Origin of the sequence: Pseudomonas sp. Root569 (assembly GCF_001427465.1) — a bacterium.
Classification (GTDB): Bacteria; Pseudomonadota; Gammaproteobacteria; order Pseudomonadales; family Pseudomonadaceae; genus Aquipseudomonas; species Aquipseudomonas synxantha.
Genome location: NZ_LMGQ01000004.1, coordinates 112,834 through 138,680, shown reverse-complemented (window position 1 = coordinate 138,680; position 25,847 = coordinate 112,834). Strand labels below are relative to the sequence as shown.

General features: G+C 61.2%; 25 protein-coding genes and 3 pseudogenes. 21 read left to right on the top strand and 7 right to left on the bottom strand.

Translation table 11 applies throughout. From position 1 onward, the window contains the following. The first annotated feature begins 286 nt into the window (after nt 1-286). The 5 genes from ASD70_RS05530 (at nt 287) to ASD70_RS05510 (ending at nt 5,119) form a co-directional block, all read left to right on the top strand. Entirely contained in the window at nt 287-1,420 is a 1,134-nt protein-coding gene (locus ASD70_RS05530; protein WP_056845871.1) for an FAD-dependent monooxygenase, read from the top strand. After that, complete coding sequence (locus tag ASD70_RS05525; RefSeq protein ID WP_056845870.1) at nt 1,417-2,217, top strand: alpha/beta fold hydrolase; 801 nt, start codon at nt 1,417-1,419, stop codon at nt 2,215-2,217. Before ASD70_RS05530 ends, ASD70_RS05525 begins: the two co-directional genes overlap by 4 nt. 10 nt (nt 2,218-2,227) lie before the next feature. Beyond that, nucleotides 2,228-2,980, top strand: a complete 753-nt coding sequence (locus ASD70_RS05520; protein ID WP_043049871.1) for a maleate cis-trans isomerase family protein — start codon at nt 2,228-2,230, stop codon at nt 2,978-2,980. A gap of 10 nt (nt 2,981-2,990) precedes the next feature. After that, nucleotides 2,991-3,623 (top strand): N-carbamoylsarcosine amidohydrolase, encoded by a 633-nt coding sequence (locus tag ASD70_RS05515; protein WP_046067988.1) that lies wholly within the window; start codon nt 2,991-2,993, stop codon nt 3,621-3,623. Between the two features lie 185 nt (nt 3,624-3,808). Beyond that, entirely contained in the window at nt 3,809-5,119 is a 1,311-nt protein-coding gene (locus tag ASD70_RS05510) for an MFS transporter (protein ID WP_046067987.1), read from the top strand. On the opposite strand, the gene pdxR is transcribed toward ASD70_RS05510, so the two are convergent. After that, on the bottom strand, nt 5,070-6,491 hold the full coding sequence (gene pdxR, locus ASD70_RS05505) for a MocR-like pyridoxine biosynthesis transcription factor PdxR (protein ID WP_056845869.1): 1,422 nt from the start codon (nt 6,489-6,491) through the stop codon (nt 5,070-5,072). The genes ASD70_RS05510 and pdxR overlap by 50 nt on opposite strands. A 131-nt stretch (nt 6,492-6,622) precedes the next feature. Between pdxR and ASD70_RS05500 the strand changes: the two genes are divergently transcribed. The 5 genes from ASD70_RS05500 (at nt 6,623) to ASD70_RS05480 (ending at nt 13,136) form a co-directional block, all read left to right on the top strand. Then, the gene (locus tag ASD70_RS05500) at nt 6,623-7,099 is read left to right on the top strand and encodes a carboxymuconolactone decarboxylase family protein (protein WP_056845868.1); all 477 of its coding nucleotides are present in this window, start codon (nt 6,623-6,625) and stop codon (nt 7,097-7,099) included. Further along, a complete protein-coding gene (locus ASD70_RS05495; protein WP_056845867.1) occupies nt 7,092-7,532 on the top strand; it encodes a GNAT family N-acetyltransferase in 441 nt (146 codons plus the stop codon). Before ASD70_RS05500 ends, ASD70_RS05495 begins: the two co-directional genes overlap by 8 nt. Further along, entirely contained in the window at nt 7,529-8,122 is a 594-nt protein-coding gene (locus ASD70_RS05490) for an FMN-dependent NADH-azoreductase (protein ID WP_046067983.1), read from the top strand. The genes ASD70_RS05495 and ASD70_RS05490 overlap by 4 nt, the downstream gene beginning before the upstream one ends. 58 nt (nt 8,123-8,180) lie before the next feature. Beyond that, on the top strand, nt 8,181-9,326 hold the full coding sequence (locus ASD70_RS05485; protein WP_046067982.1) for a MalY/PatB family protein: 1,146 nt from the start codon (nt 8,181-8,183) through the stop codon (nt 9,324-9,326). A gap of 87 nt (nt 9,327-9,413) precedes the next feature. Continuing rightward, a complete protein-coding gene (locus ASD70_RS05480; RefSeq protein WP_056845866.1) occupies nt 9,414-13,136 on the top strand; it encodes a dermonecrotic toxin domain-containing protein in 3,723 nt (1,240 codons plus the stop codon). A 47-nt stretch (nt 13,137-13,183) separates the two neighbouring features. On the opposite strand, the gene ASD70_RS05475 is transcribed toward ASD70_RS05480, so the two are convergent. After that, nucleotides 13,184-13,399: a TOBE domain-containing protein gene (locus ASD70_RS05475; RefSeq protein WP_003173733.1), complete on the bottom strand. Its 216-nt coding sequence runs from the start codon at nt 13,397-13,399 to the stop codon at nt 13,184-13,186. Between the two features lie 379 nt (nt 13,400-13,778). On the opposite strand from ASD70_RS05475, the pseudogene ASD70_RS05470 reads away from it, so the two are divergent. From ASD70_RS05470 to ASD70_RS05445, 7 genes and pseudogenes are all read left to right on the top strand, one after another. Beyond that, nucleotides 13,779-14,075 (top strand): annotated as a pseudogene (locus tag ASD70_RS05470) (ribonucleotide-diphosphate reductase subunit beta); the annotation flags it as partial. Beyond that, a pseudogene (locus ASD70_RS29910) lies at nt 14,076-14,176 on the top strand (ribonucleotide-diphosphate reductase subunit beta); the annotation flags it as partial. Between the two features lies 1 nt (nt 14,177). Continuing rightward, nucleotides 14,178-15,254, top strand: a pseudogene (locus ASD70_RS05465) (ribonucleotide-diphosphate reductase subunit beta); the annotation flags it as partial. A gap of 17 nt (nt 15,255-15,271) precedes the next feature. Beyond that, a complete protein-coding gene (locus ASD70_RS05460; protein ID WP_046072439.1) occupies nt 15,272-15,760 on the top strand; it encodes a DUF1289 domain-containing protein in 489 nt (162 codons plus the stop codon). A 236-nt stretch (nt 15,761-15,996) separates the two neighbouring features. After that, nucleotides 15,997-16,917, top strand: coding sequence for a class I SAM-dependent methyltransferase (locus ASD70_RS05455; RefSeq protein WP_056845864.1), 921 nt, complete (start codon nt 15,997-15,999; stop codon nt 16,915-16,917). A 149-nt stretch (nt 16,918-17,066) separates the two neighbouring features. Next, on the top strand, nt 17,067-17,783 hold the full coding sequence (pcsA, locus tag ASD70_RS05450) for a phosphatidylcholine synthase (RefSeq protein WP_046067979.1): 717 nt from the start codon (nt 17,067-17,069) through the stop codon (nt 17,781-17,783). A 182-nt stretch (nt 17,784-17,965) separates the two neighbouring features. Next, nucleotides 17,966-18,745, top strand: a complete 780-nt coding sequence (locus ASD70_RS05445; protein WP_056845863.1) for a TSUP family transporter — start codon at nt 17,966-17,968, stop codon at nt 18,743-18,745. Here ASD70_RS05445 and nudC read toward each other — a convergent pair. Further along, nucleotides 18,713-19,546 (bottom strand): NAD(+) diphosphatase, encoded by an 834-nt coding sequence (nudC, locus tag ASD70_RS05440; RefSeq protein WP_056845862.1) that lies wholly within the window; start codon nt 19,544-19,546, stop codon nt 18,713-18,715. The genes ASD70_RS05445 and nudC overlap by 33 nt on opposite strands. Before the next feature lie 5 nt (nt 19,547-19,551). Next, entirely contained in the window at nt 19,552-20,364 is an 813-nt protein-coding gene (locus ASD70_RS05435; RefSeq protein ID WP_046067977.1) for a crotonase/enoyl-CoA hydratase family protein, read from the bottom strand. A 177-nt stretch (nt 20,365-20,541) separates the two neighbouring features. Between ASD70_RS05435 and ASD70_RS05430 the strand changes: the two genes are divergently transcribed. The 3 genes from ASD70_RS05430 (at nt 20,542) to ASD70_RS05420 (ending at nt 22,937) form a co-directional block, all read left to right on the top strand. Continuing rightward, nucleotides 20,542-21,096, top strand: coding sequence for a UPF0149 family protein (locus tag ASD70_RS05430; RefSeq protein ID WP_056845861.1), 555 nt, complete (start codon nt 20,542-20,544; stop codon nt 21,094-21,096). Between the two features lie 169 nt (nt 21,097-21,265). Next, nucleotides 21,266-22,522 carry a 3-phosphoshikimate 1-carboxyvinyltransferase gene (locus ASD70_RS05425; protein WP_046067975.1) on the top strand — a complete coding sequence of 419 codons (1,257 nt, stop codon included), beginning with the start codon at nt 21,266-21,268 and terminating at the stop codon, nt 22,520-22,522. A gap of 25 nt (nt 22,523-22,547) precedes the next feature. After that, entirely contained in the window at nt 22,548-22,937 is a 390-nt protein-coding gene (locus ASD70_RS05420; protein WP_046067974.1) for a hypothetical protein, read from the top strand. A 9-nt stretch (nt 22,938-22,946) separates the two neighbouring features. Here ASD70_RS05420 and ASD70_RS05415 read toward each other — a convergent pair whose 3' ends face one another. After that, entirely contained in the window at nt 22,947-23,537 is a 591-nt protein-coding gene (locus ASD70_RS05415; protein WP_056845860.1) for an NAD(P)H-dependent oxidoreductase, read from the bottom strand. Nucleotides 23,538-23,609: 72 nt separating this feature from the next. Here ASD70_RS05415 and ASD70_RS05410 point away from each other — a divergent pair, with 72 nt between their 5' ends. After that, nucleotides 23,610-24,212 (top strand): TetR/AcrR family transcriptional regulator, encoded by a 603-nt coding sequence (locus tag ASD70_RS05410; RefSeq protein ID WP_046067972.1) that lies wholly within the window; start codon nt 23,610-23,612, stop codon nt 24,210-24,212. On the opposite strand, the gene ASD70_RS05405 is transcribed toward ASD70_RS05410, so the two are convergent. Next, nucleotides 24,202-24,879: a GNAT family N-acetyltransferase gene (locus tag ASD70_RS05405; RefSeq protein WP_056845859.1), complete on the bottom strand. Its 678-nt coding sequence runs from the start codon at nt 24,877-24,879 to the stop codon at nt 24,202-24,204. The genes ASD70_RS05410 and ASD70_RS05405 overlap by 11 nt on opposite strands. Nucleotides 24,880-24,935: 56 nt before the next feature. Then, nucleotides 24,936-25,820 carry a LysR family transcriptional regulator gene (locus tag ASD70_RS05400; RefSeq protein WP_056845858.1) on the bottom strand — a complete coding sequence of 295 codons (885 nt, stop codon included), beginning with the start codon at nt 25,818-25,820 and terminating at the stop codon, nt 24,936-24,938. Between the last annotated feature and the right edge of the window lie 27 nt (nt 25,821-25,847).

Below are 25,847 nucleotides of genomic sequence, written 5' to 3'. Positions count from 1 at the left end.
CTGCACCCTGTTCGGGCAGCGCGCTTCAACTTAGTGCATTTTTATAGCGTATACACCATTTAAGAATGATGAGACCTGATTTGCAGACGGACTGCAAGTGCCAGATAAAAACGTTACCAATCCACACATATTCAATATTCATTAGCCACAGCTGGTTACACCAGCCTATAAATACCAAAAAATAAATTTCCTCACACAGGCTTCCCATTTTAAAAAATGAGCGTATACACTTTAAAAACCTTGCGGACAGACGCCGCCTGAATTCAAAAAGAGAGGATCACGCCCCATGGGAAGCACACAAAAAATCGCCATAGTCGGCGCCGGCCTGGGCGGTGCCGCTGCGGCTACCTTGCTGCAGCAAGCCGGCTTCAGCGTAGATGTCTACGAACAGGCGCCGGAGTTCTCCCGCTTGGGCGCGGGGATCCACATGGGGCCCAACATCATGAAAATCTTCCGCCGCATGGGCATCGAGAAACAGCTGGACCTGATGGGGTCGCACCCTGAGCACTGGTTCAGCCGCTGCGGCGAAAGTGGTGATTACCTCTCGCGTATCCCGCTCACCGGCTATGGCGCCTCTTACATCACCGTGCACCGTGGCGACCTGCATGCGTTGCAGATGTCCACGCTGCAGCCCGGCACCCTGCACTTCAACAAGCGCCTGGAAACCCTCGAAGAAACCGATACCCAGGTGCGCCTGACCTTCGCCGACGGCACGGTGACCTATGCCGACATCGTAATCGGCGCCGACGGCATCAATTCGAAGATTCGCGAAGAACTGCTGGGGGTGGAGAAACCCTTGTACAGCGGCTGGGTGGCGCACCGCGCATTGATCCGAGGCGAGCAACTGGCCAAGTACGACCTCAAGTTCGAAGACTGCATCAAGTGGTGGACCGAGGATCGCCACATGATGGTCTACTACACCACAGGCAAGCGCGACGAGTACTACTACGTGACCGGCGTACCTCATGCCGAATGGGACTTCCAGGGCGCCTTCGTCGACAGCAGCCGCGAGGAAATGTTCGAAGCCTTCAAGGGCTACCACCCCACCGTGCAAGCGCTGATCGAATCCACCGACAGCGTGACCAAGTGGCCGCTGCGCAACCGCAACCCGTTGCCGCTGTGGAGTCGCGGTCGCCTGGTCTTGCTCGGCGACGCCTGCCACCCGATGAAGCCACACATGGCCCAGGGCGCCGGCATGGCCATCGAAGATGCCGCCATGCTCACCCGCTGCCTGCAGGAAACCGGGATCAGCGACTACCGCAACGCCTTCGAACTGTATGAAGCCAACCGCAAGGAACGCGCGTCCCGGGTACAAGCGGTGTCCAATGCCAACACCTGGCTACGCACCCAGGAAGACCCGGCCTGGGTGTACGGCTACGACCTGTATGCCCAGGAGCTGAAGTCGGGGGTGGCCGCATGAGTACCTTTCTCCATGGCGGCAACGTGCAGGCCAATGGCATTCGCCAGCACTATCTGCGCTACGGCGGCACAGGCCCGGCGCTGATCCTGATCCCGGGCATCACCAGCCCGGCGATTACCTGGGGCTTCGTCGCCGAGCGCCTGGGTGAGCAGTTCGATACCTACGTGTTGGATGTACGCGGGCGCGGGCTGTCGTCCACCGGGCCGGAACTGGATTACAGCGCCGACACCTGCGCCGAGGACATTGGCGCATTTGCCGACGCACTGGGCCTGGACAGCTACCACCTGGTCGGCCATTCCATGGGTGCGCGCTTTGCCGTGCACAGTGCGATCAAGCACCCGCAAGGCGTCAACCGCATGGTGTTGATCGACCCGCCGGTGTCCGGTCCTGGCCGGCGGGAATACCCGAGCAAACTGCCCTGGTATGTCGACTCGATCCGCCAGTCACTGATTGGCATGGATGCCCAGGCGATGCGCGCCTTCTGCGCCACCTGGACCGATGAGCAGCTGCAACTGCGCGCGGAGTGGCTGCACACCTGCTACGAACCGGCCATCGTGCGTGCCTTCAATGACTTCCACACGGTGGACTTCCACCAGCACCTGCCCCACCTCAAGGCCCCTGCCCTGCTGATGGTGGCCGGGCGCGGCGGGGTGATCCTCGATCAAGACATCGCCGAAATCCAGGCCCTGCAACCGAGTATCCAGGTCGCGCGCGTGCCGAATGCCGGGCACATGATCCCGTGGGACGACCTTGAGGGCTTTTTCGATGCCCTTGGCGACTTCCTCACCCAACAATAAGGACACCCCCATGCTCAAGCCCTACCGCATCGGCCAGATCGTGCCCAGTTCCAACACCACCATGGAAACCGAGATCCCGGCCATGCTCAACGCGCGCCAGGCGATCCGTCCTGAACGTTTTACCTTCCACTCCAGCCGCATGCGCATGAAGCAAGTGCGCAAGGAAGAACTGGCGGCGATGGATGGCGAGTCCGACCGTTGCGCCATCGAATTGTCAGACGCCAAGGTCGACGTGCTGGGGTACGCCTGCCTGGTGGCGATCATGGCCATGGGCCTGGGCTACCACCGCAACTCCGAACAGCGCCTGCGCCAGGCTACGGCTGACAACGACGCCAATGCCCCGGTGATCACCAGCGCAGGCGCCTTGATTGAAGGCTTGAAGGTGATGGGCGCCAAGCGTATCGCGATTGTTGCGCCCTATATGAAACCGCTGACCGAGCTGGTGGTGAACTACATCCGCGCAGAAGGCTTTGAAGTCGTCGACTGGCGCGCCCTGGAGATCCCGGACAACCTCGAAGTGGCCCGCCACGACCCGGCCAACCTGCCGGCCATCGTTGCCGGCATGAACCTGGAAGGCGTCGACGTGATCGTGCTGTCGGCCTGCGTGCAGATGCAGTCGCTGCCGGTGGTGGCCAAGGTCGAGGCGCAAACCGGCAAACCTGTGCTCACCGCCGCCATCGCCACCACCTACGCCATGCTCAAGGCCCTGGACCTGGAACCCATCGTTCCCGGGGCCGGAGCCCTGCTTTCCGGCGCCTACTGAGGAAATTGAAATGAGTGAACAATCCGCCGACGCCAACTATCAGGGCGTGTGGGGCAACCGCATCGGCTTCGGCAACAAAGCCGCGCTACTGATGATCGACTTCATGCAGGGCTACACCCGCGAAGGCGCGCCACTGTTCGCGCCCGGCGTGGTCAGCGCCGTGGCTGAAAGCGTCGAACTGCTGGCCTGTGCACGCCGATACGGGATTGCGGTGGTGCACACTAATATCCGCTACCATCCCGGCCATTTCGCCGACGGCGGTATCTGGGTAAAAAAGGCCCCGGTGATGAAAGACATGATCGAAGGCAACCCACTGGCGGCGTTCTGCACCGAGGTATTGCCCCAGCCTGATGAAGTGGTGATCAGCAAACAGTACGCCAGCGCATTTTTCGGCAGCAGCCTGGCCCCGATGCTGCACGCCCAAGGTATCGATACCGTGGTGCTGGCCGGCTGCTCCACCAGCGGCTGCATCCGCGCAACGGCGGTGGACGCGGTGCAGTACGGGTTCCGCACCATTGTCGTGCGTGAATGCGTCGGCGACCGCCATCCGGCGCCCCACGAAGCCAACCTGTTCGATATCGACAGCAAGTACGGTGATGTGGTGAGCAAGCAAGACGCGATGCGCCAATTCAAGGAGCAATGACGTTTCATCCGGAACCGCGCCATAGAGTGCGGTCCTGCACAAAACTGTGAGCCGCCGAGGTTGATAACCTCGGCGCAGCTTTCAGTCTTCTGACACTGCCTTTGGACGTCGCTTTAACAGCACGCCGAAGTGCTGGAACAAAAGCGGCTGTATAAAAACCATAAGTCACCGCCAGGAGACACCCCATGCCCATTGCGAATGCTGTGCCCGCGACTACAGTCGCCGACCCCGTCACCACGCTCTACCACAAGATCACCTGGAAGCTGATCCCGTTCCTGTGTTTCTGTTATCTGGCTGCCTACCTGGACCGCATCAACATCGGCTTCGCCAAGCTGCAGATGCTCGACCAGTTGCACTTCAGCGAAACCGCCTTCGGCCTTGGCGCCGGCTTGTTTTTCGTCGGCTACATCATCTTTGAAGTGCCCAGCAACCTGGTGCTGGAGCGGGTCGGCGCGAAGATCTGGATCGCGCGCATCATGATCACCTGGGGCTTGCTCTCGGCCTGCACCATGCTGGTCACCTCCACCACCCAGTTCTACATCCTGCGTTTTTTGCTCGGTGCCGCCGAAGCCGGTTTCCTGCCGGGGGTGCTGTATTACCTGACCACCTGGTTTCCCACTCACAGGCGTGGGCGCATCATCGCGCTGTTCATGATCGGCCTGCCGCTGTCCAGCGTGATCGGCGGTCCGCTGTCTGGCTGGATCATGGGCCACTTCGACCAGATGGCCGGGCTGCGCGGGTGGCAATGGCTGTTCCTGATCGAAGCGGTACCCAGCGTGTTGCTTGGGGTGCTGACGTTCTGGGCGCTGCCCAACAGCTACCAGCAAGCCAAATGGCTGTCGGATGAGGAAAAGGCCCTGCTGGAAAACGAGCTGCGCAAAGACGACGCCGATGGCGTCGGCAGCAAGCACAGCTTCCGTGACGGTTTCTTCAACCTCAAGGTGTGGATGCTCGGCGGTATCGACTTCTCGATACTGCTCAGTGCCTATGCCATGGGCTTCTGGATGCCCACCTTCATTCGCAATGCCGGGGTCACCGACACCTTCCATATCGGCATGCTCACCGCGCTGCCCAGCGTGGCCGCACTGCTCGGCATGCTGCTGATCGGCGCCAGTTCCGACAAGCACCGCGAACGCCGCTGGCACATCATCGTGCCGTTTTTCATCGGCGCAGCGGCGATGGCCACCAGCACTTTCTTCACCCATAACGTAGCTGCCACCGTGGCGTTGTTCGCGATTGCCTCAGCCGCCATCATCGGTGCCGTGCCGGTGTTTTTCAGCCTGCCGGCGACCTTTCTCAAAGGCACTGCCGCGGCCACCGGGTTTGCCCTGGCCTGTTCGGTTGCCAATATCGCAGGCCTGGTGAGCAACTCGCTGATGGGCGTGGCGATCGACCTAACCGGCAGCAGTGCGGGCGCGCTGTGGTTTTTTGCCGGCTGCCTGATGCTCAGCAGTTTGCTGGTGATTGCGCTGCCAGCGAAACTGGTGAACCGTTGAGCGCTTGAGCCGCACACGCCTGCAAGATCTCCAACAGCTTCAGGGCCAGGTCCGTGGCCTGCCCTGGCGTTGCCACATTGGTGAACCCCATCAGCAATCCCTGCTCGCCCCCGGCTTCGAGGGTCCAGCCGGACAAGGGTTGAACGCCCAGGCCGGCCATGTTGGCGGCCTCTGCAACCTGCACATCCGGCACCTGCACGCGCAATCGCGCAAGCAAATTGATCCCGCCGGCCTGCTCATCCACCTGCAGAAACGCTGCACAATGCGCCTGCAGCGCTTGCACCAGCATGGCCCTGCGCTGCGCATACAAGCCGCGCATCTTCTTCAAATGCCGAGTGAAGTGCCCCTGCTCCAGAAAGTCCGCCGCCGTCAGCTGCAGTAGCTGTGCACTGCGCTGCTGCAACACCTTGGCACTGTGCTGAAATGTGTCGATCAATGCCGCCGGCACCACCAGGTAACCCAAGCGCAAACCGGGAAACAGCATCTTGCTGAAGCTGCCGGCATAGATCACCCGGTCATCGGCGTCCTGGCTCTTTAGCGCAGCCAAGGGCTGGCCCTGGTAGCGAAACTCGCTGTCATAATCATCCTCGACCACCCAACTGGCCTGCGCCCGAGCCCACCCCAGCAAGGCCCGTCGCCGCGTCGGGCTCAGAGCCACCCCCAGCGGGCTCTGGTGCGCCGGTGTGACGATCGCCAGTCGCGCCTGCTCGCCGCGCTGGATGCCCTGCTGCACATCCAGCCCATCGTGATCCACAGGCACCGGCACCAGCGTCACCCCCTGATGGCGCAACAATTGTCGTGCATGCAGGTAGCCCGGGTCTTCGAACCAGCAAGCCTGTCCCGCCATGCCCAATGCATCGCACAGCAGTGTCAGGCACCCGGCGTAGCCGGCACACACAAACACTTGGCTGGGCGTGCATTCCACGCCGCGGTACAACGCCAGGTAGCTGGCAATCGCCACACGCAATGCCTGGGCTCCCTGTTCGTCGCCCATCGCCAGGCTGTCGGCATCGATGCGCCGCACTTGCCGGGTGACCAGGCGTGCCCACAATTTACGCGGGAAGGCATCCAGCGCTGGCAAGCCCATTTGCAGTGGGCGCGGCCCGCTGACCAGCGATGGCTGCCTGGGCAATGGCTTTAACTTGACCGGTGCCAGCGTTGCGGCAATCACCGTACCGGCCTGCCCACGGGCCTGGAAAAAACCTTCGCTGACCAGCAACTGATACGCCGCCTCAACGGTACCCCGCGCCACCTTGAGTTCCTGGGCCAGTGCGCGAACCGAAGGGACACGCTCGCCAGGGCGCAGTTGGCCCTGGTCGATAGCCAGGCGAAAGCGCCGATAGATTTCCTGGTATTTGGGCAGTGACGGCATCGTATTCAGCTCGTTGGCAAGACGGATGGGAGTCTGATCATGTCCCAACCCACTTGTCCAATCATGCCCCTGTCGACGGGCAACTGCCGCCGCGAAAATGGCGCATCCCCCAAACCTACAAGGATCGCACCATGAAACACCGTCTCGATTACGCCCTGGCCGCCCCCGATGGCTACAAAGCGCTAGGCTCCGTGCACAGCTACATCCACCGCTGCGGCCTGGAGAAAGAACTGATCGACCTCGTGTACCTGCGGGTCTCGCAGCTCAATGGCTGCGCCTATTGCCTGGACTCCCATTCCCGCGATCTGCTCAAACAGGGGGTGAGCCTGGAAAAGATCATGTTGCTGGCCACCTGGCACGAAGCGCCAGTGCTGTTCACACGCCGTGAAAGCGCGGCGCTGGCCTGGGCCGAGGTAGTCACGCAGGTCGCGCAAAGCCAGGTCCCGGATGCCGACTACGCCGCCGTCGCGGCTGTATTCAGTGACAAGGAAGTCGCCGACCTGACCCTGGCAATTTCCTTGATGAACGCGCTGAACCGCGTCGCCATCAGCTTTCGCAAGGTACCGGCAGCGATCAAGGCGCACCTGGAGAACCTCAACCATGAATGAGCACGTCGAGTTCCAGCTGATGGAAACCGTGGCCGACTGCATGGTCAGTTTCGACATCATGCGACAATTACGTCCGCACCTGACCGACGCCAGCGCCTTCGCCGGGCAGGTCCAACGCCAACGGGAAAACGGCTACCACTTGCTGGCCGCCCGCGAGCACGGACGGGTGATTGGCCTGGCCGGTTACCGCCTCACGGAAAATACCCTCTACGGCCGCTTTATTTATGTCGATGATCTGGTCGTGGACGCCCCCCTGCAACGCAGGCGCCTGGGTGAACAGCTGCTTGAGCAGGTACGCCAGGCAGCCCGCGCCTTGGGCTATCGTTACCTGGTGCTGGACACCGGCATGCATATGGCCCTGGCCCAGCGTTTCTATTTCCGCCAGGGCTTGCTGCCGCTAGGCATGCACTTTTCCCAGGACCTCAGCCAATGACCCGCGCCCTGTTACTCAGTTTCAGCCCCCATGGCAAAGCCGCGCAGACGTTCAAGCTGGCCCGCGCCCTGCTCACTGACCTGGTGCCCGACGCCCAGGTCAGCGAACGCGACTACGGTAGCCAGGCGTTGCCAGCGCTGACCCGTGAGTACGCCACTGCACTGACGACACCAGGCGGCCTGAATGCCGATGCGATGGCGCTGTCCGAACAGTTGATCGTCGAACTGCAAGCCTGCGAGCTGTTGATCCTCTGTACCCCAGTGCACAATTTCACCGTACCGGCGGCGCTGAAGGCATGGATCGACCACGTGGTGCGTATACACCGCAGCTTTACGCTCAATGAACAGTTCGCCAAAGTCGGCCTGCTGGGGGATCGGCGCACCTTCGTGCTGGTGAGTTCCGGCAATGCGCGCAAGGGGCATGAGCCTGACTTTCTTACGCCGTACCTGACCGCCATCCTGGCCACCGTGGGCATTCACTCCGTGGAGTTCATCTACCTGGGCGCCATGGTCCGCGGCGAAGCAGCCGTGAACCGTGCCCTGGAGCAGGCACACCGGCAGTTGTCCGCGGCAATCAGCGCTGGCCTATAAGGTGAATGGCGCTAGAATCAGCGCCATTCTTTCGCCTCCGCCCTGACATGAGCCTTCCATGAGCTTTGATTTCGACACCCTCCACTCGCGCCTCGGCACCGGCAGTACCAAGTGGAGCCGTTACTCGCAAGACGTTCTGCCGATGTGGATCGCCGACATGGACATCGCCGCGCCACCCGCCGTATTGCAAGCCCTGCATGCACGACTCGACCAGCAGATCCTCGGCTACAGCATGGCCGGCGGCGACGTGCGCGACGCTATCGTCGCCGACCTGTGGGCCAAGTACGCCTGGCGCGTGCAACCTGAAGAGCTGCTGTTCCTGCCCGGCGTCGAACCTGGTTTCAACATGGCCCTGCATGCCTTTGTCCAACCCGGCCAGGCGGTGGTGTTGCAAACCCCCAACTATCGGCCGATTCGCCTGGCCCCCGGCCATTGGGGCCTGCCGCGCATCGAAGTGCCATTTGGACTGATCAATGGCGAATACATCACGCCAATGCCCGCCATGCGCGAGGCATTGAGCGGTGCCGGCGCACTGCTGCTGAGCAACCCGCACAACCCCATCGGCAAGGTCTTCCCCCGCGAAGAACTGCTGGCGGTGGCCAACGCTTGCCTGAAACACGGCGCACTGATCATCAGTGACGAAATCCACGCCGAACTGTGCTTCGACGGCCGCCGCCACATTCCCACCGCCAGCCTCAGCCCCGAGATCGCCCAACGCACCATCACCCTGATGTCGGCGAGCAAGGCCTATAACGTCGCCGGCTTGAAGACTTGCTTTGCCGTGGTGCAGAACGCCGAGGTGCGCGAGCGCTTCAACCAGGCGCGCTGCGGCATGGTCGACAGCGTCAGCCCTCTGGGCCTGGAAGCCACCCGCGCCGCCTACAGCCAATGCGGCGACTGGCTCGCTGCACTGGTGCAGTACCTGCAGGCCAACCGCGACTACCTGCTCGATGCGGTAAAGACCCGCCTGCCCGGCGTGGTGATGCACGCGCCCCAAGGCACCTTCCTGGCGTGGCTCGATTGCAGTGCCCTGGGCCTGGACGACCCGCAGCAGTTTTTCCTGGAACAGGCCAAGGTCGGCTTGAGTGCGGGAATCGAGTTTGGCGATGACAGCCAGCAATTCGTGCGCCTGAATTTCGGCTGCCCGCGGGCGATGCTCGAGGAAGGTGTGCGGCGCATGGAAATCAGCTTACAAAAGCGCTGACGCCGGCCGGAACCCCACCGGGGCGTTTCAACACACATGTGGAGCAGCCGCCCATTGTGCTGTTGAAGACCCCGGAGCCGTCCGCCCATGATCCTGCCGCCCCACACCCAGCCCTCGCCGGTCTGGGATTTCAAACCCATCACCGGCGAAAAACCCGCGGCGATGCCGTCCTACTCGATTTTCGAGCCGGCGCCTCCCCAGGTGACGAATAGCCGCCGCCCCTCGATGGCCCGTCAGAAAGCCGACTACAAGCAACTGCTGCAAACCACACACGCTGCGCTGCCCAACGTGCGCGACGAGGCCAAGCAATGGGCCGAGGACATGGTGTTCACGTTGACCGGTCGCAAGATAGATGCCGACACTATTTTCTTGAATCGTTTCCAGCAAGCACAAAGCGCCAACACCGTCACCGGCTGGGAGCACGTCGGGGAAGAGCCGACGGTTTCCCAGGCGCTGCCGGACGCACTGTTAAGCAACTTCAACGAACACGACTCGCTCCCGGGCGTGCTTGACCAGCAAGCCGGCTTGTACCAGGCAGGCAGTGGGCAAAGCACAAAAGGCGGCTATGGCGCCCATAACCAGTTTGCGCTGACGCCTTCGCAACTGATGCATGAAAGCTGGAAAAGCGACTTTCAAACGCACATGACCCAAAAGCTCGAGAGTTTCTGGCGCGATCATGGCGATGACTACCGCACCCTCTTGAAAGGCGAGTTTGTCTACCAGGCCCGCCAACAACTCAAGGCCTACGAACGTGCCTCGCCGGCCGAGCGCGCGCAGATGCCAGCCGAACAGCGTTTCACCCGTGATGACTACCGCCTGGTCATGGGCGCGGCCTCCAACCTGCCGTTGGCTGACAACCAAGCCCTGACCGTCGAGCAACTGCGTGCGCAAGCGCCGGTCAAAGGCGTGGTATTGACCCACCTATTGGATATCAACGGGTTACCCGCCAACGATATCCTGCGCTTTACCGCCATCGATGACGGCCCTGCCCGGCAACTGCGTGACCGTCGTGACGGTGTGCAGATCCTCTATATCCCCGGGCATCAACCCGCGTTCGTGCGTTTTGACTCCCTGACCGCGATGGATCAATGGGTAGCCGCACAAGGTCGGGACGCCGATAAGCGCAAGGCGCTGGAAGGCCACTTCGCCCTCAGGGACCGGCAAGACAATGAGGTCGGGTTCTGGAGCGATGTCAAAGCCTTCATCACCGGCGACCACCAATCGAACAAAGGCGTCGACACTGCCCTGCGTTACTTGGCCAGCGGCTACTGGGACAGCATCGAAGGCACCGTCATCGACAGTGCCAACGTACGCATTCAGGGCGACGTATTCAGCGTGATCAAAGACGCCACGCAAAAACGCATGTCCCGCGATGCCGATGTCATGATCAAGTCCAACAGCGAGGTCACCCGCGATACCTGGCTTAACGATTTGACGGTGGCCGCAGGCCTGGCGGCCAAGTTCGCGGTGATTGGCGAACCGATCGTCGTCGGTATAGCTGCCGCTACCGGTTTTGTAGAAACCGAACTAGGCGTAGAGAAATCGATCACAGGCGATACTCAAGCTGAGCGAAAAAACGGTAGCGCTGCGGCACTCGATGGAGCGCTCAATGAGCTGTTCTCCATCGGGGGCGGCACCGCGAAGGAGCCTGCCTTTGAGCGCCCCACCACGATTACCGTCAGCCAGGACCTGTTCGCCGATGGCAAACAGGCGCTGGTCATCGAGCATCCGCTGCGCGCCACTGCCTATACCCTGCCACGGACCAACGGCTACGACCTGGTGGACCGCAACCGTGTCTATCGCTACCTTTACAGCAAGCCGGGCGAGCTTACCGACCTGGAGTCAGCTGCACACACCGCCCCGCTGGAAGGCTTCGAAGCGTTTTGCCCAGTGCCTGCGCTGGGTGGGCGGGTGCGCCGCGGCGCCAATGATGAATGCTTCGCCAAAGTCATTGCAGACCTGGCCGACGCCGAACGTGCGCTGCAAGCCTTGGAACACGTGCGGTTGTTTCCGTCCAAGGGCGGGCTGTTCAAGCGTGTACGCACGGTGGTCTATGAAAGACGCCTGCACGAATGGGTTGAAGGCGAGACCGGCGCCAAGTTGGTGCCAGTCGCCAATGGCGAACGCATCACCTACAGGTCACAGGTACAGGGCCAGATCATCGTAGACCCGGGTTTCGGTTTTTACGCCGGCCATGGCGCGGGCGCCCTCGCTGAAGACACGCGGGTAGTCAAGCTCAACAGCATCAGCAAGGCCAGCGATGACCAACGCCAAGTCAGGGGTGTGGTGGTCACCAGTGGCAGCCAGCGATACCTGGTGGTGGAAGCTGACACCGCTGAGTTTTATTACGCACCGCTGGGCAGCGCACAAACCGGCGATATCACCTTCAAAAAGTGCGGGCCTATGGAAATGGGCCTCGCCCAGGGTTACCGCCAGTTCATGAGCGCTCACCACCCTGTGCAGCTCGTGGATGCGGACTTCATTGCCCTGCCCCCCCTCAAGAAGGTTTATAAGCAGCTGAAGCGCGCAGGTTTTCGCGAAGCTGACATTAATGAGCTTAAACAGCAATGCAAGGGCATGAGCCCCGAGCAGCAACGGGAAGTGGCTTACCAATTGCAGCAGGCCAACGCCATCCTGAAGCCGGATGTGGCGTTGCGCCCCCACCGTGTCGCCCCCTTGCAAACGCCCCCTGGCTTTGTGCAATGGCCAGCGAAACGTCAAAACCAGTTCTACGCCGAGCACGCCAAGGACACCGTCAATCAAGCCCTCAAAGCCACCGGATTGGGGCCTGGCAACCAGGTACGCTCAGCTGCTGATGTGGCCAGGGCTGATGCGGCAACCTTTACCTTGGGCTGGTTGCGGCGCACTACTGATCTCAAGGCCCCCCATGCAGGCGACCTGATCATGAAGACCGGCGCAGGCAATTGCGGCGAAATGGCGATCCTGGCCAGGGAAATTCTCAACACGAGTGGCACCAGGGCCGCCGAATGGCATGCAGGCAATGCGCACGCCTTCACCGTCGTCGGAGGCCCGACAGGTCCTGTGAAGCCCACCGTGGACTTTTCAGAACCGGCCTGGGCCAACGCCTGGGTGGTCGATCCATGGGCTGATATCGCCTGCCCGGCCTCCGACTACATGGCTCAATTGAAGGCAACCATGGCCAAATGGGACAAGGCCGGCTGGAAAATCCGAGAAGGTATCAAGCGCAACATGAGCCCCTTGGACCCGGACTGGCTGGACACGCTTATCAACCAGCCCAAGCAGCCCTACGGCTCGCAGGTGGATTCCGTCACGCCAGTGATTGCCCGCTTCCCGCTCAAGCCGACCAATACCGTGCATGTCCCCATGGGTGAATCGACGACCTTGGACACCGGCAACGAAGCGCTTTCCACCCGCAGCCTCACCGACTGCTCGGCCATTGCCGTGCTTACCGACTGGGACGGTGCTCGCTACCAGACCCGCACGCTGATGCACGTCACCGGCAGTAACCTGGAACTGGGCCTGCGGGGTGATACCCAGGCACTGCTGGACCAATTGCAAGCATCCTTGAACAATGGCGGGCGCGTTATCCTGGTGGGAGGCATCAGTTCAGACTCTCTGCAAGGCATGGCCACCACTATCGGGCAATCGTTCCAGGGCGGGCAACCGCTCAGAGACTTGCTCCAAGCGCGAGCGGGCGTCTCAGTGACACTTGCCAGTTCCCTGGGCATCACCATCAATGCCGATGGCACGTTTGAGCTGATCGAAGGCAGCGGCAAGGGCGTATTTCCAGTGGATCAAGTCAGGGAGATTTTCGATCGGGTTGATTGACGAGCAGCGCTACGCCCCCTACCTGCGCTGTCCGCCTACGGCAACGCCTACAACTTGGCGATGGACACTTCGGTGGACTTCACAAAAGCGATCACTTCACTGCCTACTTTCAATTCCAAGTCACGCACAGAGCGCGTGGTAATGACGGACGTCACAATCCCGGACGCGGTCTGCACGTCGATTTCCGACACCACTTCCCCCAGCAGGATCTCCTTGATCACGCCCTTGAACTGGTTGCGCACGTTGATCGCTTTGATGGTCATGTCGGCTTTCCTTTTGGCTGTTGGGTCAATCCGCACGAATGCGCAGGCCCTCAAAATGCGCTGCACGCAGGAATATTAAAAGGAATAAATAACTATTTATCTATTCCTTATAAATATATAGGACATGCCAGCCCCGCATGCTGGGGATCGCCGATCCGGTAGTGAACAGCGACCTATCAACGCACATCTTGTGCGTTGACCAACCTTGTTACACCCCATATAGTGTGCCCACAAACAGAACAGACCACTACATAGTGTGCAGTATCGGTATTTACCGACCACACTACGCGCAGTATTTCAATGCCTAGTAGCCTGCAAACCGCACATTTTTTTGCACGGTTTTACACACCGTCGGAACAGATCAGGAAGGAGTATTTCAATGCTGAGTTGGGATGAAGTCGACAACGAAGACACCGGTGCAGCGGTGATCAAGGGCGCCAACGCCGGCCATGCGAGCGAAGCCAACATGGACCGCCTCGACGGTGCCGGCGCCGCCGCCGCCATCGAAGCCCGCGCCGTCACTGCCAGTGATTCGGCCGCCATCGTGCGCGCCAAGGCTGCCCTGGACAAACTCGACGTCGCCGAAGGCCTCGCCGAGCTGGAAGGCTCCGCTGCCCGCGTCGCCGTCGACGAAAAGCGCATGATCAACTGCCGCGCCGACCTCAACCAGCTCGTACCCTTCAAGTACGACTGGGCCTGGCAGAAATACCTCGACGGCTGCGCCAACCACTGGATGCCGCAAGAGGTCAACATGACCGCCGACATCGCCCTGTGGAANACCTGATCTGTTCAACCATCCTTTACCCTATCGCTGGCCGCATTTCAAGTACGACTGGGCCTGGCAGAAATACCTCGACGGCTGCGCCAACCACTGGATGCCGCAAGAGGTCAACATGACCGCCGACATCGCCCTGTGGAAAACCCCCGAAGGCCTGACCGACGACGAACGCCGCATCGTCATGCGCAACCTCGGCTTCTTCTCCACCGCCGACTCGTTGGTCGCCAACAACCTGGTGCTGGCCGTGTACCGCCTGATCACCAACCCGGAATGCCGCCAGTACATCCTGCGCCAAGCCTTCGAAGAAGCGATCCACACCCACGCCTACCAGTACTGCATCGAATCGCTGGCCATGGATGAAGGCGAGATCTTCAACATGTACCACGAGATTCCTTCGGTAGCTAAGAAAGCGGCCTGGGGCTTGAAGTACACCCGCTCGATCTCCGATCCGAAGTTCGAAACCGGCACCGTCGACACCGACAAGGAACTGCTGCGCAACCTGGTCGCCTACTACTGCGTACTGGAAGGCATCTTCTTCTACTGCGGCTTCACCCAGATCCTGTCCATGGGCCGTCGCAACAAAAGGTCGCCTACTACTGCGTACTGGAAGGCATCTTCTTCTACTGCGGCTTCACCCAGATCCTGTCCATGGGCCGTCGCAACAAAATGACCGGCGTGGCCGAGCAGTTCCAGTACATCCTGCGCGACGAGTCGATGCACCTGAACTTCGGTATCGATGTGATCAATCAGATCAAAATCGAAAACCCGCACTTGTGGGATGCCGAGATGAAGGAAGAAGCGACCCAGATGATTCTGCAGGGCACGCAGCTGGAGATTGAATACGCGCGCGACACCATGCCGCGCGGTGTGTTGGGCATGAATGCTGCGATGATGGAAGACTACCTCAAGTTCATTGCCAACCGTCGTCTGTCGCAGATTGGCTTGAAAGAAGAGTACCCAGGCACGACTAACCCGTTCCCGTGGATGAGCGAGATCATGGATTTGAAGAAAGAGAAAAACTTCTTCGAAACCCGCGTGATCGAGTATCAAACTGGCGGCGCGTTGAGCTGGGATTGATTCAACAGATCACATTTATGCCCAATCAAACCATCAAGACCCCTTGCGTCGGACTCTGCTCCACCGTCTACGGTGATTTGGTCTGTCGAGGCTGCAAGCGTTATCACCACGAAGTGATCCAGTGGAATGGCTACAACGCCGAGGAAAAACAGGCGGTGTGGCTGCGCCTCGAACAATTGCTGGTGCAGGTAATGGCCAGCAAGCTGGAAGTCTTCGACCCGCAGCGCCTGCGCCAGCAGTTGGAAGCGCGCAAGATTCGCTTTATGCCGCACCAGTCGCCGTATTGCTGGGCGTACCAGCTGATTGCCCGGGGTGCGCGAGTGATTTCCAAGCTGGATGCCTATGGATTGGCATTGCTGCCGGAGTTTCGCGAGCGCCACCTGGCGGAGCTGCGGGATGCGATAGATCGGGAGTTTTTCCTGCTGTCGGAGGCGCATTACGAGCGTTATATCGCCCCGGTCTTCCTGAAAGACGCATTCGGGCCCGCCCTGATCGCCACGTTCTAACTAACACCAGGGGCCAATATGGGAGGGGCTTGCTCCCGATAGCGATGTGTCAGTAACAAATAAACTGACTGATCCACCGCTATCGGGAGCAAGCCCCCTCCCACATTGGATCTACGTCAATCAGCAAGCCCACGGCGATCCTGACCCAGACCAAAAAAGCCACGTTGTGCCCACGCCCCCCCCAAACCCCACGATTGTGTTTAAAATGCCGGCCGCTCGCTGACTGACGCTAAACGATGACCCCAGAAGCACTCGCTACCTTGCACGCCCACCTGCTCACCACCCTGGCCGACGCGCCGGTGGAAACCCGGCGCCTGTTCCATGGCCGTGGCCGCTGCTGGCCGGGGTTGGAACAACTGACAGTGGATTGGCTGCAAGGCGTGGTGCTGGTGGCCTTGTTCAAGGAAACCGAGCAACTGGAAGCCTTGAGGCAGATGCTGCTGCAGATCGACTGGGCCGGCGTTGGTGTACGTACCGTGGCCCTGCAACATCGTTACCTGCCGCAAGGCACCACCGAGTGGCTGGTGGGCGATGCCATTGACGAGCTGACCATCACCGAAGGCGGCCTGCGCTATTTGATCGACCTGGGTAGAAAACAGAACAGCGGGCTGTTCCTCGACATGCGCTACGGGCGCAACTGGGTGCGTGAACAGGCCAAGGGCCAACGCGTGCTCAACCTGTTCGCCTATACCTGTGGCTTCTCGGTGGCTGCCATCGAGGGCGGCGCTAACCATGTGGTGAACCTGGACATGGCCCGTGGCGCGCTCAGCCGGGGTCGCGACAACCATCGCCTGAATGGGCATGACTTGGGCAAAGTCACCTTCCTGGGCCACGACCTGTTCAAGTCGTGGGCAAAGGTCACCCACAGTGGCCCCTATGACCTGGTGATCATCGACCCGCCGTCGTTCCAGAAAGGCAGCTTCCTGCTGAGCAAGGACTACCAGCGTGTGCTACGGCGCTTGCCGGATCTGCTCACGGCACAAGGTACAGTGCTGGCGTGCATGAACGATCCGGCGTTCGGCGAAGACTTCCTGATCGACGGCGTAACCCGCGAAGCGCCGGGCCTGCGCTTTGTGCAGCGCCTGGAAAACCCACCGGAATTCCCCGACATTGACCCGCAGAGTGGCTTGAAGGCACTGGTTTTCCGTCAGGGTTGATGCCGAAATGTCCTACCCTTGCTACCCTAACGGATACGCCGGGGTGGTGAACCTTATCCCCCCCTTCCCGGTCGATACCTGCATTCCCTGGCCAGACTCGACGGCGTTACGTTGTCGGCTGCCCCGTTTGACCTTTTGGAGAACCGCCCGTGATATCGACCCTGCATGTAGCCAGAATCAAAGCCTGGGGCGCCCACGGCTTTACCGCCACGGGTGTGGTCTTGGCCTTCCTGGCCACCCTGGCGCTGCTGGAAAACTCCCCCAAGGCATGCCTGCTGTGGCTGGGCCTGGCGCTGGTAGTGGATGGCGTCGACGGCTCCCTGGCCCGCCGGCTCAATGTCAGCACGGTACTGCCCAGCTTTGATGGCTCGGTCCTGGACCTGGTGATCGATTACCTCACCTACGTATTTATCCCTGCACTGTTTATCTACCGCTACATCGACCTGCCGGAATTTACTCATCTGTTTACGGTGTCGGTGATTCTGGTGTCGTCGCTGTTCTGCTTCTGCAACGTGAACATGAAAAGCAAGGACAACTACTTCGTCGGCTTCCCCGCCGCCTGGAACGTGGTCGCCCTGTGCGTGTACATCATCCAGCCTGACGCCTGGGTCACCTTGCTGACCGTGATCGGCCTGGCATTGCTGACCGTGACGCCGATGAAGTTCCTGCACCCGTTCCGGGTCAAGCGCTTCATGCCGATCAATATCGCGGTGACCACGATCTGGCTGTTGTGCAGCTTCCTGATGGTGGTGGATTACCCCAACACTAACCCGTGGACGTTTGGCTTATGGTCGCTGATGTCGGCGTATTTCCTGGGGATTTGCATCTGGCGTACGGCGCTGGAGTGGATCGGAACCCACAAATAACCAAGCGGACACGGTAAAAATGTGGGGGGGGCTTGCCCCCGATAGCGGTGGATCAGTCAGCGTATTGGTTACTGACACACCGCCATCGGGGGCAAGCCCCCTCCCACATTTGGTTATGCGTGCATTCGGCAGGTAAGATGGCAGCCTTTCGCATAGCGCACCCCCAACAATAAGCCCTGCCCATGCCCTTCGAACTCAGTGTTGACCTCACTACGCTGGCCATCCTGGCCGTCGTCGCCTTTATCGCCGGTTTCATCGACGCCATCGCCGGCGGTGGCGGCTTGCTGACCACCCCCGCGTTGCTCACCGCCGGTATGCCGCCTCACCTGGTACTGGGTACCAACAAACTCAGCTCCACCTTCGGCTCGGCCACCGCCAGTTTCACCTTTTACCGCCGCAAGCTGTTCCACCCGCGCCAATGGGTGCACGCCATCGTCGGCACCTTGGTCGGCGCGCTGACGGGCGCAGTGGTTGCCCACTACCTGCCCGCCGAGGCCTTGAACAAGATGCTGCCGGTGATCGTCTTCGCCTGCGGCGTGTACCTGTTGTTCGGCGGCACGCCAAAGGCGCCACTGGACGTGGATGCGCCGATCAAGAAGAAGTGGCAAGCCACCCAGGGTTTTGGCCTGGGCTTCTACGACGGCGTGGCCGGCCCCGGCACCGGGGCGTTCTGGACCGTCAGCACCATGCTCCTGCACCCCATCGACCTGGTAAAGGCCAGCGGCGTAGCGCGCAGCATGAACTTCGTCAGCAACGCGGCGGCGCTGACGGTGTTTATCATCAATGGCTCGGTGGATTGGATTGTCGGCCTGGCGATGGGTGTGTCGGTGATGGGTGGCGCATTCTTTGGCGCCCGCAGCGCAATCAGCGGTGGCGCCAAATTCATTCGCCCGGTGTTTATCACCGTGGTCCTCGGCCTGACGGTGCGCCTAGCCTGGCAGCACTGGTTCAGCGTGGCCTAGGCGGCGGGCCACGTAGAGGTCGATCAGGTATCGCGCAATCGAACGTGACGCCGGCAACGGTGGCAGCTCATGGATATTGAACCACTGCGCGTCTTCGATCTCGTCGACCTGGGGCACGATATCGCCACCGGCGTACTCGGCATGAAAGCCCAGCATCATTGAATGGGGAAACGGCCAGCACTGGCTCCCCATGTACTCGATGTTCTTAACCTCCACCTGCACCTCTTCGCGCACTTCGCGGATCAGGCAGTCTTCGGCCGACTCACCCGGTTCGGCAAAGCCGGCCAAGGTGCTGTAGACCCCGGTCACAAAGCGTGGCGAGCGTGCCAGCAGAATCTCATCGCCACGGGTCACCAGCACGATCATGCTCGGCGAAATCCGTGGGTAGCTGCGCAGGTCACAGGCCTGGCAGTACATCGCCCGTTCCCGCGGCACCTGGACCATGGCCTGGCCGCAACTCCCACAGAACCGATGCTCTCGCGCCCAGGTGCCGATCTGCGCGGCATAGCCCAGCACCTTGTACAGGGTGTGATCGCCTTGCAGCATGAAGCCACGCAGGCCTTGCCAACTGCACCCGGGAACCTCTGCCGGCGCATTGAGCTCCAGCAGGTACACCGGCTCGCCGTCGAGGTGGCCAATGCCGTGCTCGGCAAACACCGACAGGTCCTGGCGCTTAAGCCATTCACGCGGGAATAGCGGGCCATTGGTGTCGTGCAAAAAGCCATCGCGGCTGCGGGCAACAGCCCAGCCGCCCGGGGTGTCGTTGTCCAGCAGCGTTGTGGTAATCCAGCCTGGGGTCATGTCAGTCAATCCACGAATTCGGGTTTCTGCTTGCTCATATGGGCCGCGATGGCCACGCGCAGGTCGTTGGATTGCAACATAGCCGAGTTCCAGGTGGCAACGTATTCCAGGCCGTCATTGATGGTGTGGTCGCGCATGTAGCTGATCATCGCCTTGGTGCCGGTCACGGCAATCGGCGATTTGGCGGCGATTTCCTCGGCGATCTGCATGACCCCGGCCAACAGGCTTTGCTGATCGGCAAACACCCGGTTGACCAGGCCGATGCTGCGCGCTTGCTCGGCGCCGAACTGGCGACCGGTATAGGCCAGCTCACGCAGCATGCCGTCGCCGATGATGCGTGGCAGGCGCTGCAAAGTGCCGACGTCGGCGGCCATGCCGATGTCGATTTCCTTGATCGAGAATTGCGCGTCCTCGGCGGCGTAACGCATGTCGCAGGCGCTGATCAGGTCGATGGCGCCGCCGATGCAATAACCCTGGATCGCCGCCAGCACCGGCTTGCGGCAGTTGTCGACTGCATTGAACGAAGCTTGCAGCTCGAGGATCTTGCGCCGCAGCAGGCGTGCGTTGCGTCCCACGTCTTTGCCGAGCTCATTGGCCACCGAAGCCAGCAGCATCAGGTCGATACCCGAGGAAAAGTGCTTGCCATTGCCGCTGAGCACCACGACGCGCACGGCATCGGTATCTTCGACCCATTGGAAGATCTCGATGATTTCGCTCCAGAACGCCGCGTTCATGGCGTTGATCTTTTCCGGGCGATTGATCTGCACATGGGCAACGTTGCCGTTGAGTTCGACAACGAAGGCTTGGTATTCGGACATGGCAGTGATCCCTGACTGGCGATTGAGGAAGGCCAGACTATATCAAGGGTGCGCCACGGCGCATCGGCCAAAAGCGGGACCGGCCGCGCAAAAGACGCTGGATAAAATGCCGCGTACACGCCATCCTGCGCGCTTTAAGCCGCCTGACCCGCGGCGTTCGACGCTCAAGGATATGCCATGCACGCCCAGCCCCTCACATCCGCCGAATTAGACCTGATCGACGAAACCCTGCTCAAGTACGGCGATGACCATTCGGTGCTGAACCTGGCCGAACTAGACGGCTACTTCACCGCCCTGGTGTCTGGACCGGCCCAGGTTGACGTGGCTCAATGGTTCCCAGCCATCTGGGGTGGGCAGAACCCGGAATGGGAAAGCATGGACGAGGCCCAGGGTTTTCTGGAACTGTGCGTGCGCCATATGAATACCTTGGCTGCGCAGTTGGCCAGCGATTCCCAGGCGTTCAAGGCGCGCTTCGATGAAACCGAGCATCAGGGCCAGGCGGTGACCCTTGCCGAGGAATGGTGCTTTGGCTACGTGCGAGGCGTGACGATCGCCAACTGGCCTCAATTGCCCGCCGAACAAGCCGGGCAATTGGAGAGGATCTCCTGGTGCGCTGAGCAGGACAATTTCGAATTGCCGGCGGACCTGGATGTAGACGCCCATCAGCAGCGGGTCAGTGCAATCGAACCGGCTGCGCGGGCGCTGCATGACTACTGGCTGAGCCAGCGCTGAGGCGGGCTTATTTCGTCTACAAACGCTAGCCGCAGACCTGTGGGAGGGGACCACTAAAAAGTCATGCCGATCACCAGCTCACTCGACAAACATGGCGTGTTTGCCTGATTATTCGGGTCCGCACGTCGGCCACTCCATGCCACCTCGCCTTGACCAGGAGCCTTGTCCCTTGAGTTCGCAGAAAACCGTGACCGTTACACCGCCCGACTTTCCCCTCAATGGCAAGGTTGCGCCCCCCGGCTCCAAGTCCATTACCAACCGCGCCCTGTTGCTGGCGGCATTGGCCAAGGGCACCAGCCGCTTGAGCGGTGCGCTGAAAAGCGACGATACCCGCCACATGTCGGTCGCCCTGCGCCAGATGGGCGTAAGCATCGATGAACCGGACGACACCACCTTCGTCGTCACCAGCCAAGGTTCGCTGCAATTGCCGGCCCAGCCGTTGTTCCTCGGCAACGCCGGCACCGCCATGCGCTTTCTCACTGCGGCCGTGGCCACCGTGCAAGGCACCGTGGTACTGGACGGCGACGAGTACATGCAAAAACGCCCGATCGGCCCGTTGCTGGCTACCCTAGGCCAGAACGGTATCCAGGTCGACAGCCCCACCGGCTGCCCACCGGTGACCGTGCACGGCGTGGGCAAGGTGCAAGCAAAGCGCTTTGAAATCGATGGCGGCCTGTCCAGCCAGTACGTATCAGCCCTGCTGATGCTCGCAGCCTGTGGTGAGGCGCCGATTGAAGTGGCGCTGACCGGCAAGGACATTGGCGCCCGTGGCTACGTGGACCTGACCCTCGATTGCATGCGCGCATTCGGCGCCCAGGTCGAAACCGTGGACGACACCACCTGGCGCGTGGCCCCGACCGGCTACACCGCCCATGACTACCTGATCGAACCCGACGCGTCCGCCGCCACCTACCTGTGGGCCGCCGAAGTGTTGACCGGTGGACGTATCGATATCGGTGTCGCGGCACAGGACTTCACCCAGCCGGACGCCAAGGCCCAGGCCGTGATCGCCCAGTTCCCGAATATGCAGGCCACGGTAGTGGGCTCACAAATGCAGGACGCCATCCCGACCCTGGCCGTCCTCGCCGCATTCAACAACACCCCGGTGCGTTTCACTGAACTGGCCAACCTGCGCGTCAAGGAATGTGACCGCGTACAGGCGCTGCACGATGGCCTCAATGAGATCCGCCCAGGCCTGGCGACCATCGAGGGTGATGATCTGCTGGTCGCGAGCGACCCTGCCCTGGCCGGCACCACGTGCACGGCGCTGATCGATACCCACGCCGACCATCGCATAGCCATGTGCTTTGCCCTGGCCGGTCTGAAAGTCTCGGGCATTCGCATCCAGGACCCGGACTGCGTGGCCAAGACCTACCCTGAGTATTGGAAAGCCTTGGGTAGCCTTGGGGTTCAGTTAAGCTACTGACCCTTGCGACTCGCCGGAAGCGCCTATGACCCTTCGCCAACCCTGCCCACCTGGCGCCTGTGTCTGCAACCGTGAACAACTGCTGGAGGCTGCCGGCGCTGACCTGCGCATCCTCCAATTGACGCGACAGCAGGAAAAAATCCTGCTCGAGCGCCTTGAAAACCTCAAGAGCCTGCAAGACCTGGAACATATGCAACGGCGGATGTACGAGCAACTCGGCATCCGCGTGCATATCGCGCCGGGGCACACCGAGGTCAAGAGCATGCGCGGGATCCAGATCGTCATCGACGAACTGCCGGGCATGTGCCGCAAGACCCGGCAAGCGATCCCGGCATCGATCCGCCGCGGCCTGGAGAAACGGCCGGAGATTGCCTACCGTTTGCTGGATGCCCACGACCTGTTTCGCGACGTTTGAATCATCCGGCTACCGTCTCGCGCTGAAACACCCCCGCCCTACCGCCCTGGCCCTGTGCAGATGCGCTTGGGCAGCACCGCTTTCCGAATCCAGCAGCAGCTCGGATGTCAGCACCTGCGCCCCGCAGTAATCAAAGATGCCGTAGTCGATCTGGGTGCGCATGGCCTTGGCATAACCGTGTCGATCAAAAGCGCTTTCATCCGCGCCACCGAGGGCCAGCAGGTGCACCTGCAAGTGCCGCAATTTTTTCTCCACCGCTGTGTCAGGGCCATAGTCGATCGCCCAGCCATTGACAAACACGCGGTCCACCCAGCCCTTGAGCAAGGCCGGCATTGACCACCAGTAGATCGGGAACGCCAGCACCAGGGCGTCGGCGCGCTCGATGCGGGCCTGTTCGGCCACCACGTCGGCTGGCGGCGTTGCGTGATTACGGTGCACCTGGTGATCAGCGGCGGTGTAGCGAGGGTCGAAGCCTTCTGCGGCAAGGTCGGCGATTTCAAAAGTGTGGCCGGCGGCGGTCAAACCGGCACCGACCTGGGCGGCCACGCTGTGGGTGAGGGATTGCGGGTCGTGATGGGCAACAACAATCAGTGCGTGCATGACTTTGACTCCCTTTTGGCTTAATCTACTTTTAGTAAGTTACGTCGAATAAGTTACTTTTGGTATATAAGCATGTCAAGCACTGAATCCCCTTCCCCGCGTCGGCGTTTATCCCGTGAAGGTCGCCTGCGCCAGTTACTCGATGTGGCCTGGCAACTGGTCCGCGCAGAGGGCACCGACGCCCTGACCCTGGGCCGTCTGGCAGAACTGGCGGGCGTTACCAAGCCGGTGGTCTACGACCACTTCACTACGCGTGCAGGGTTACTGACCGCGTTGTATGCAGATTTCGACGAGCGTCAGGACCAGGTGTTTACCGATGCCATTCAGACCAGCAACGCAACCCTGGAGGACCGGGCCTGGGTGATCGCCTCGTCCTATGTCGATTGCGTGTTGTTGCAAGGCCGGGAAATCCCGGGGGTGATTGCAGCGCTGAGCGGTTCGCCGGAGCTGGAGGCGCTCAAGCGTGAATATGAGGCGATCTTCCTGAAGAAATGCCGCGACGCGCTGGCCCCCTTCGCCTCAGGTGGCAGTATTTCCCAGGCTGGCCTGCGGGCCATGCTCGGCGCAGCAGAAGCGTTGTCCCACGCGGCGGCCAATGGCGAAATCAGCCGCGAGGAGGCGCAACAGGAATTGCTGGCGACCATCCTGGGGATGGTCAATCGCGTCAGGCGGTAGGAGAACGGCCCTGGATAAACAGCTGGACCTTGCGCGACAACTGATCCAGGTGCCGGTCGCGCTGCTTCTCCGCGTCGACCATGGCGCGCTTGCCGTGCTTTTGCAGCAGGTAGGTATGGATCTGACGTACTTCCAGCGAGCTATAGATCGGCGCTACATCCAGCACGCCCATCAGCCCGTCGGTGCCGTAGTCGCGGGTGTTCATCAACACTTGCGTACCCCGCGCCCCGCGCACTCGGAACCCCATGGCCTCGAAGACCGGGACCTTCTCCACCGCACAGGCCAGCTCAGCATGGGGATAGCGCGCCAGCACCTCGCCCAGCATGCCCCGCGCCACACCCTGGCGACGAAAGCCAGCCTGCACCGCCATGAAGGCTATGCCACACGCCTCTGGATCGTCCTTCACCGGCAGGTACAGGCAAAAACCAATAACGGTCTCTGCCTGCATCGCCACGACCAACTCGACGGCAATGCCCTTTGTGCCATTCAACGCCTCAAGGTACAGATGCACCTCAAAGCCGATGGCGTACTGGTAGATGTTGTACAGCAGGTTGCTTGGCGCCAACGCCACGCTGCTGATGTCGGTGAGGTTGTCCACCACCATCTGCAGGATCTGGCTGTTGACCGATTCGGCGCACGGTGTGGTGTAGCGGGTAAGGCTGAACATGCAAATTCCTGGAGTTTCGCGTCAAGGCAGCGGCGATTGTACCCGTTGCGGCCCCCTCATGGCCCGCATACCTCGCGCAGGCAACCGCGCAGCCAGCGATGGCCCAGGTCGGCATCCTGGCGTGGGTGCCAAAGCATTGCCACAGTGAACGTCGGTAACGTGACCGGCAGTTCAAAGCAGTGCAGCCCTCGGGCCGGTACGGTGATGTAGCGCTCAGGCACGCTGGCGATCAGGTCAGTCTCGCGGGCCAGGGCGATGGCAGTGTTGAAGCCGGCGACCACGATACCGACCTGCCGTACAAGACCCAGGGCCTGCAGTGCAGCGTCGATCTGACCACGATCCTGCCCACGCCGTGACACATAGACATGTTGCCCCTGGGCAAAACGCGCGGCGCTGATCTTGCCGCGGCTCAAGGCATGGCCATCGCGCACCACGCCCACCAGGCGGTCACGAAACAGCGCCTGGGTCAGCACCTCAGGGCTGGCATCGGCATCGACCACACCGGTTTCCAGGTCGACACCTCCTTCACGTAACGGCGCGCTGTCTTTATCGCTTTTATTGACGAAACGCAAACGCACACCTGGGGCCTCACGTGCGATGCGCGCCAACAGCGCCGGGCCGAAGCTTTCGACAAACTCCTCACTGGTGCGCAGGGTGAAGGTGCGCACCAACCCACCCAGATCCAGGCTGTGAGCCGGACGCAGCACGGCGTAGGCATCCTGCACCAGTTGGCTGACCTGCTCGCGCAATTGCAACGCCCGTGGCGTCGGCACCAAGCCGCGCCCGGCGCGTACCAGCAACGGATCACCAGTGGCCGCACGCAAACGCGCCAAGGCCCGGCTCATGGCCGAAGGGCTCAGGCGCAGGCGCTTGGCGGCACGGGCGACGCTGCCTTCGGCCAGCAAAATATCCAGGGTGATCAGCAAATTGAAGTCGGTCATGCGGGCTCCGATGAGTATGGGTATTGC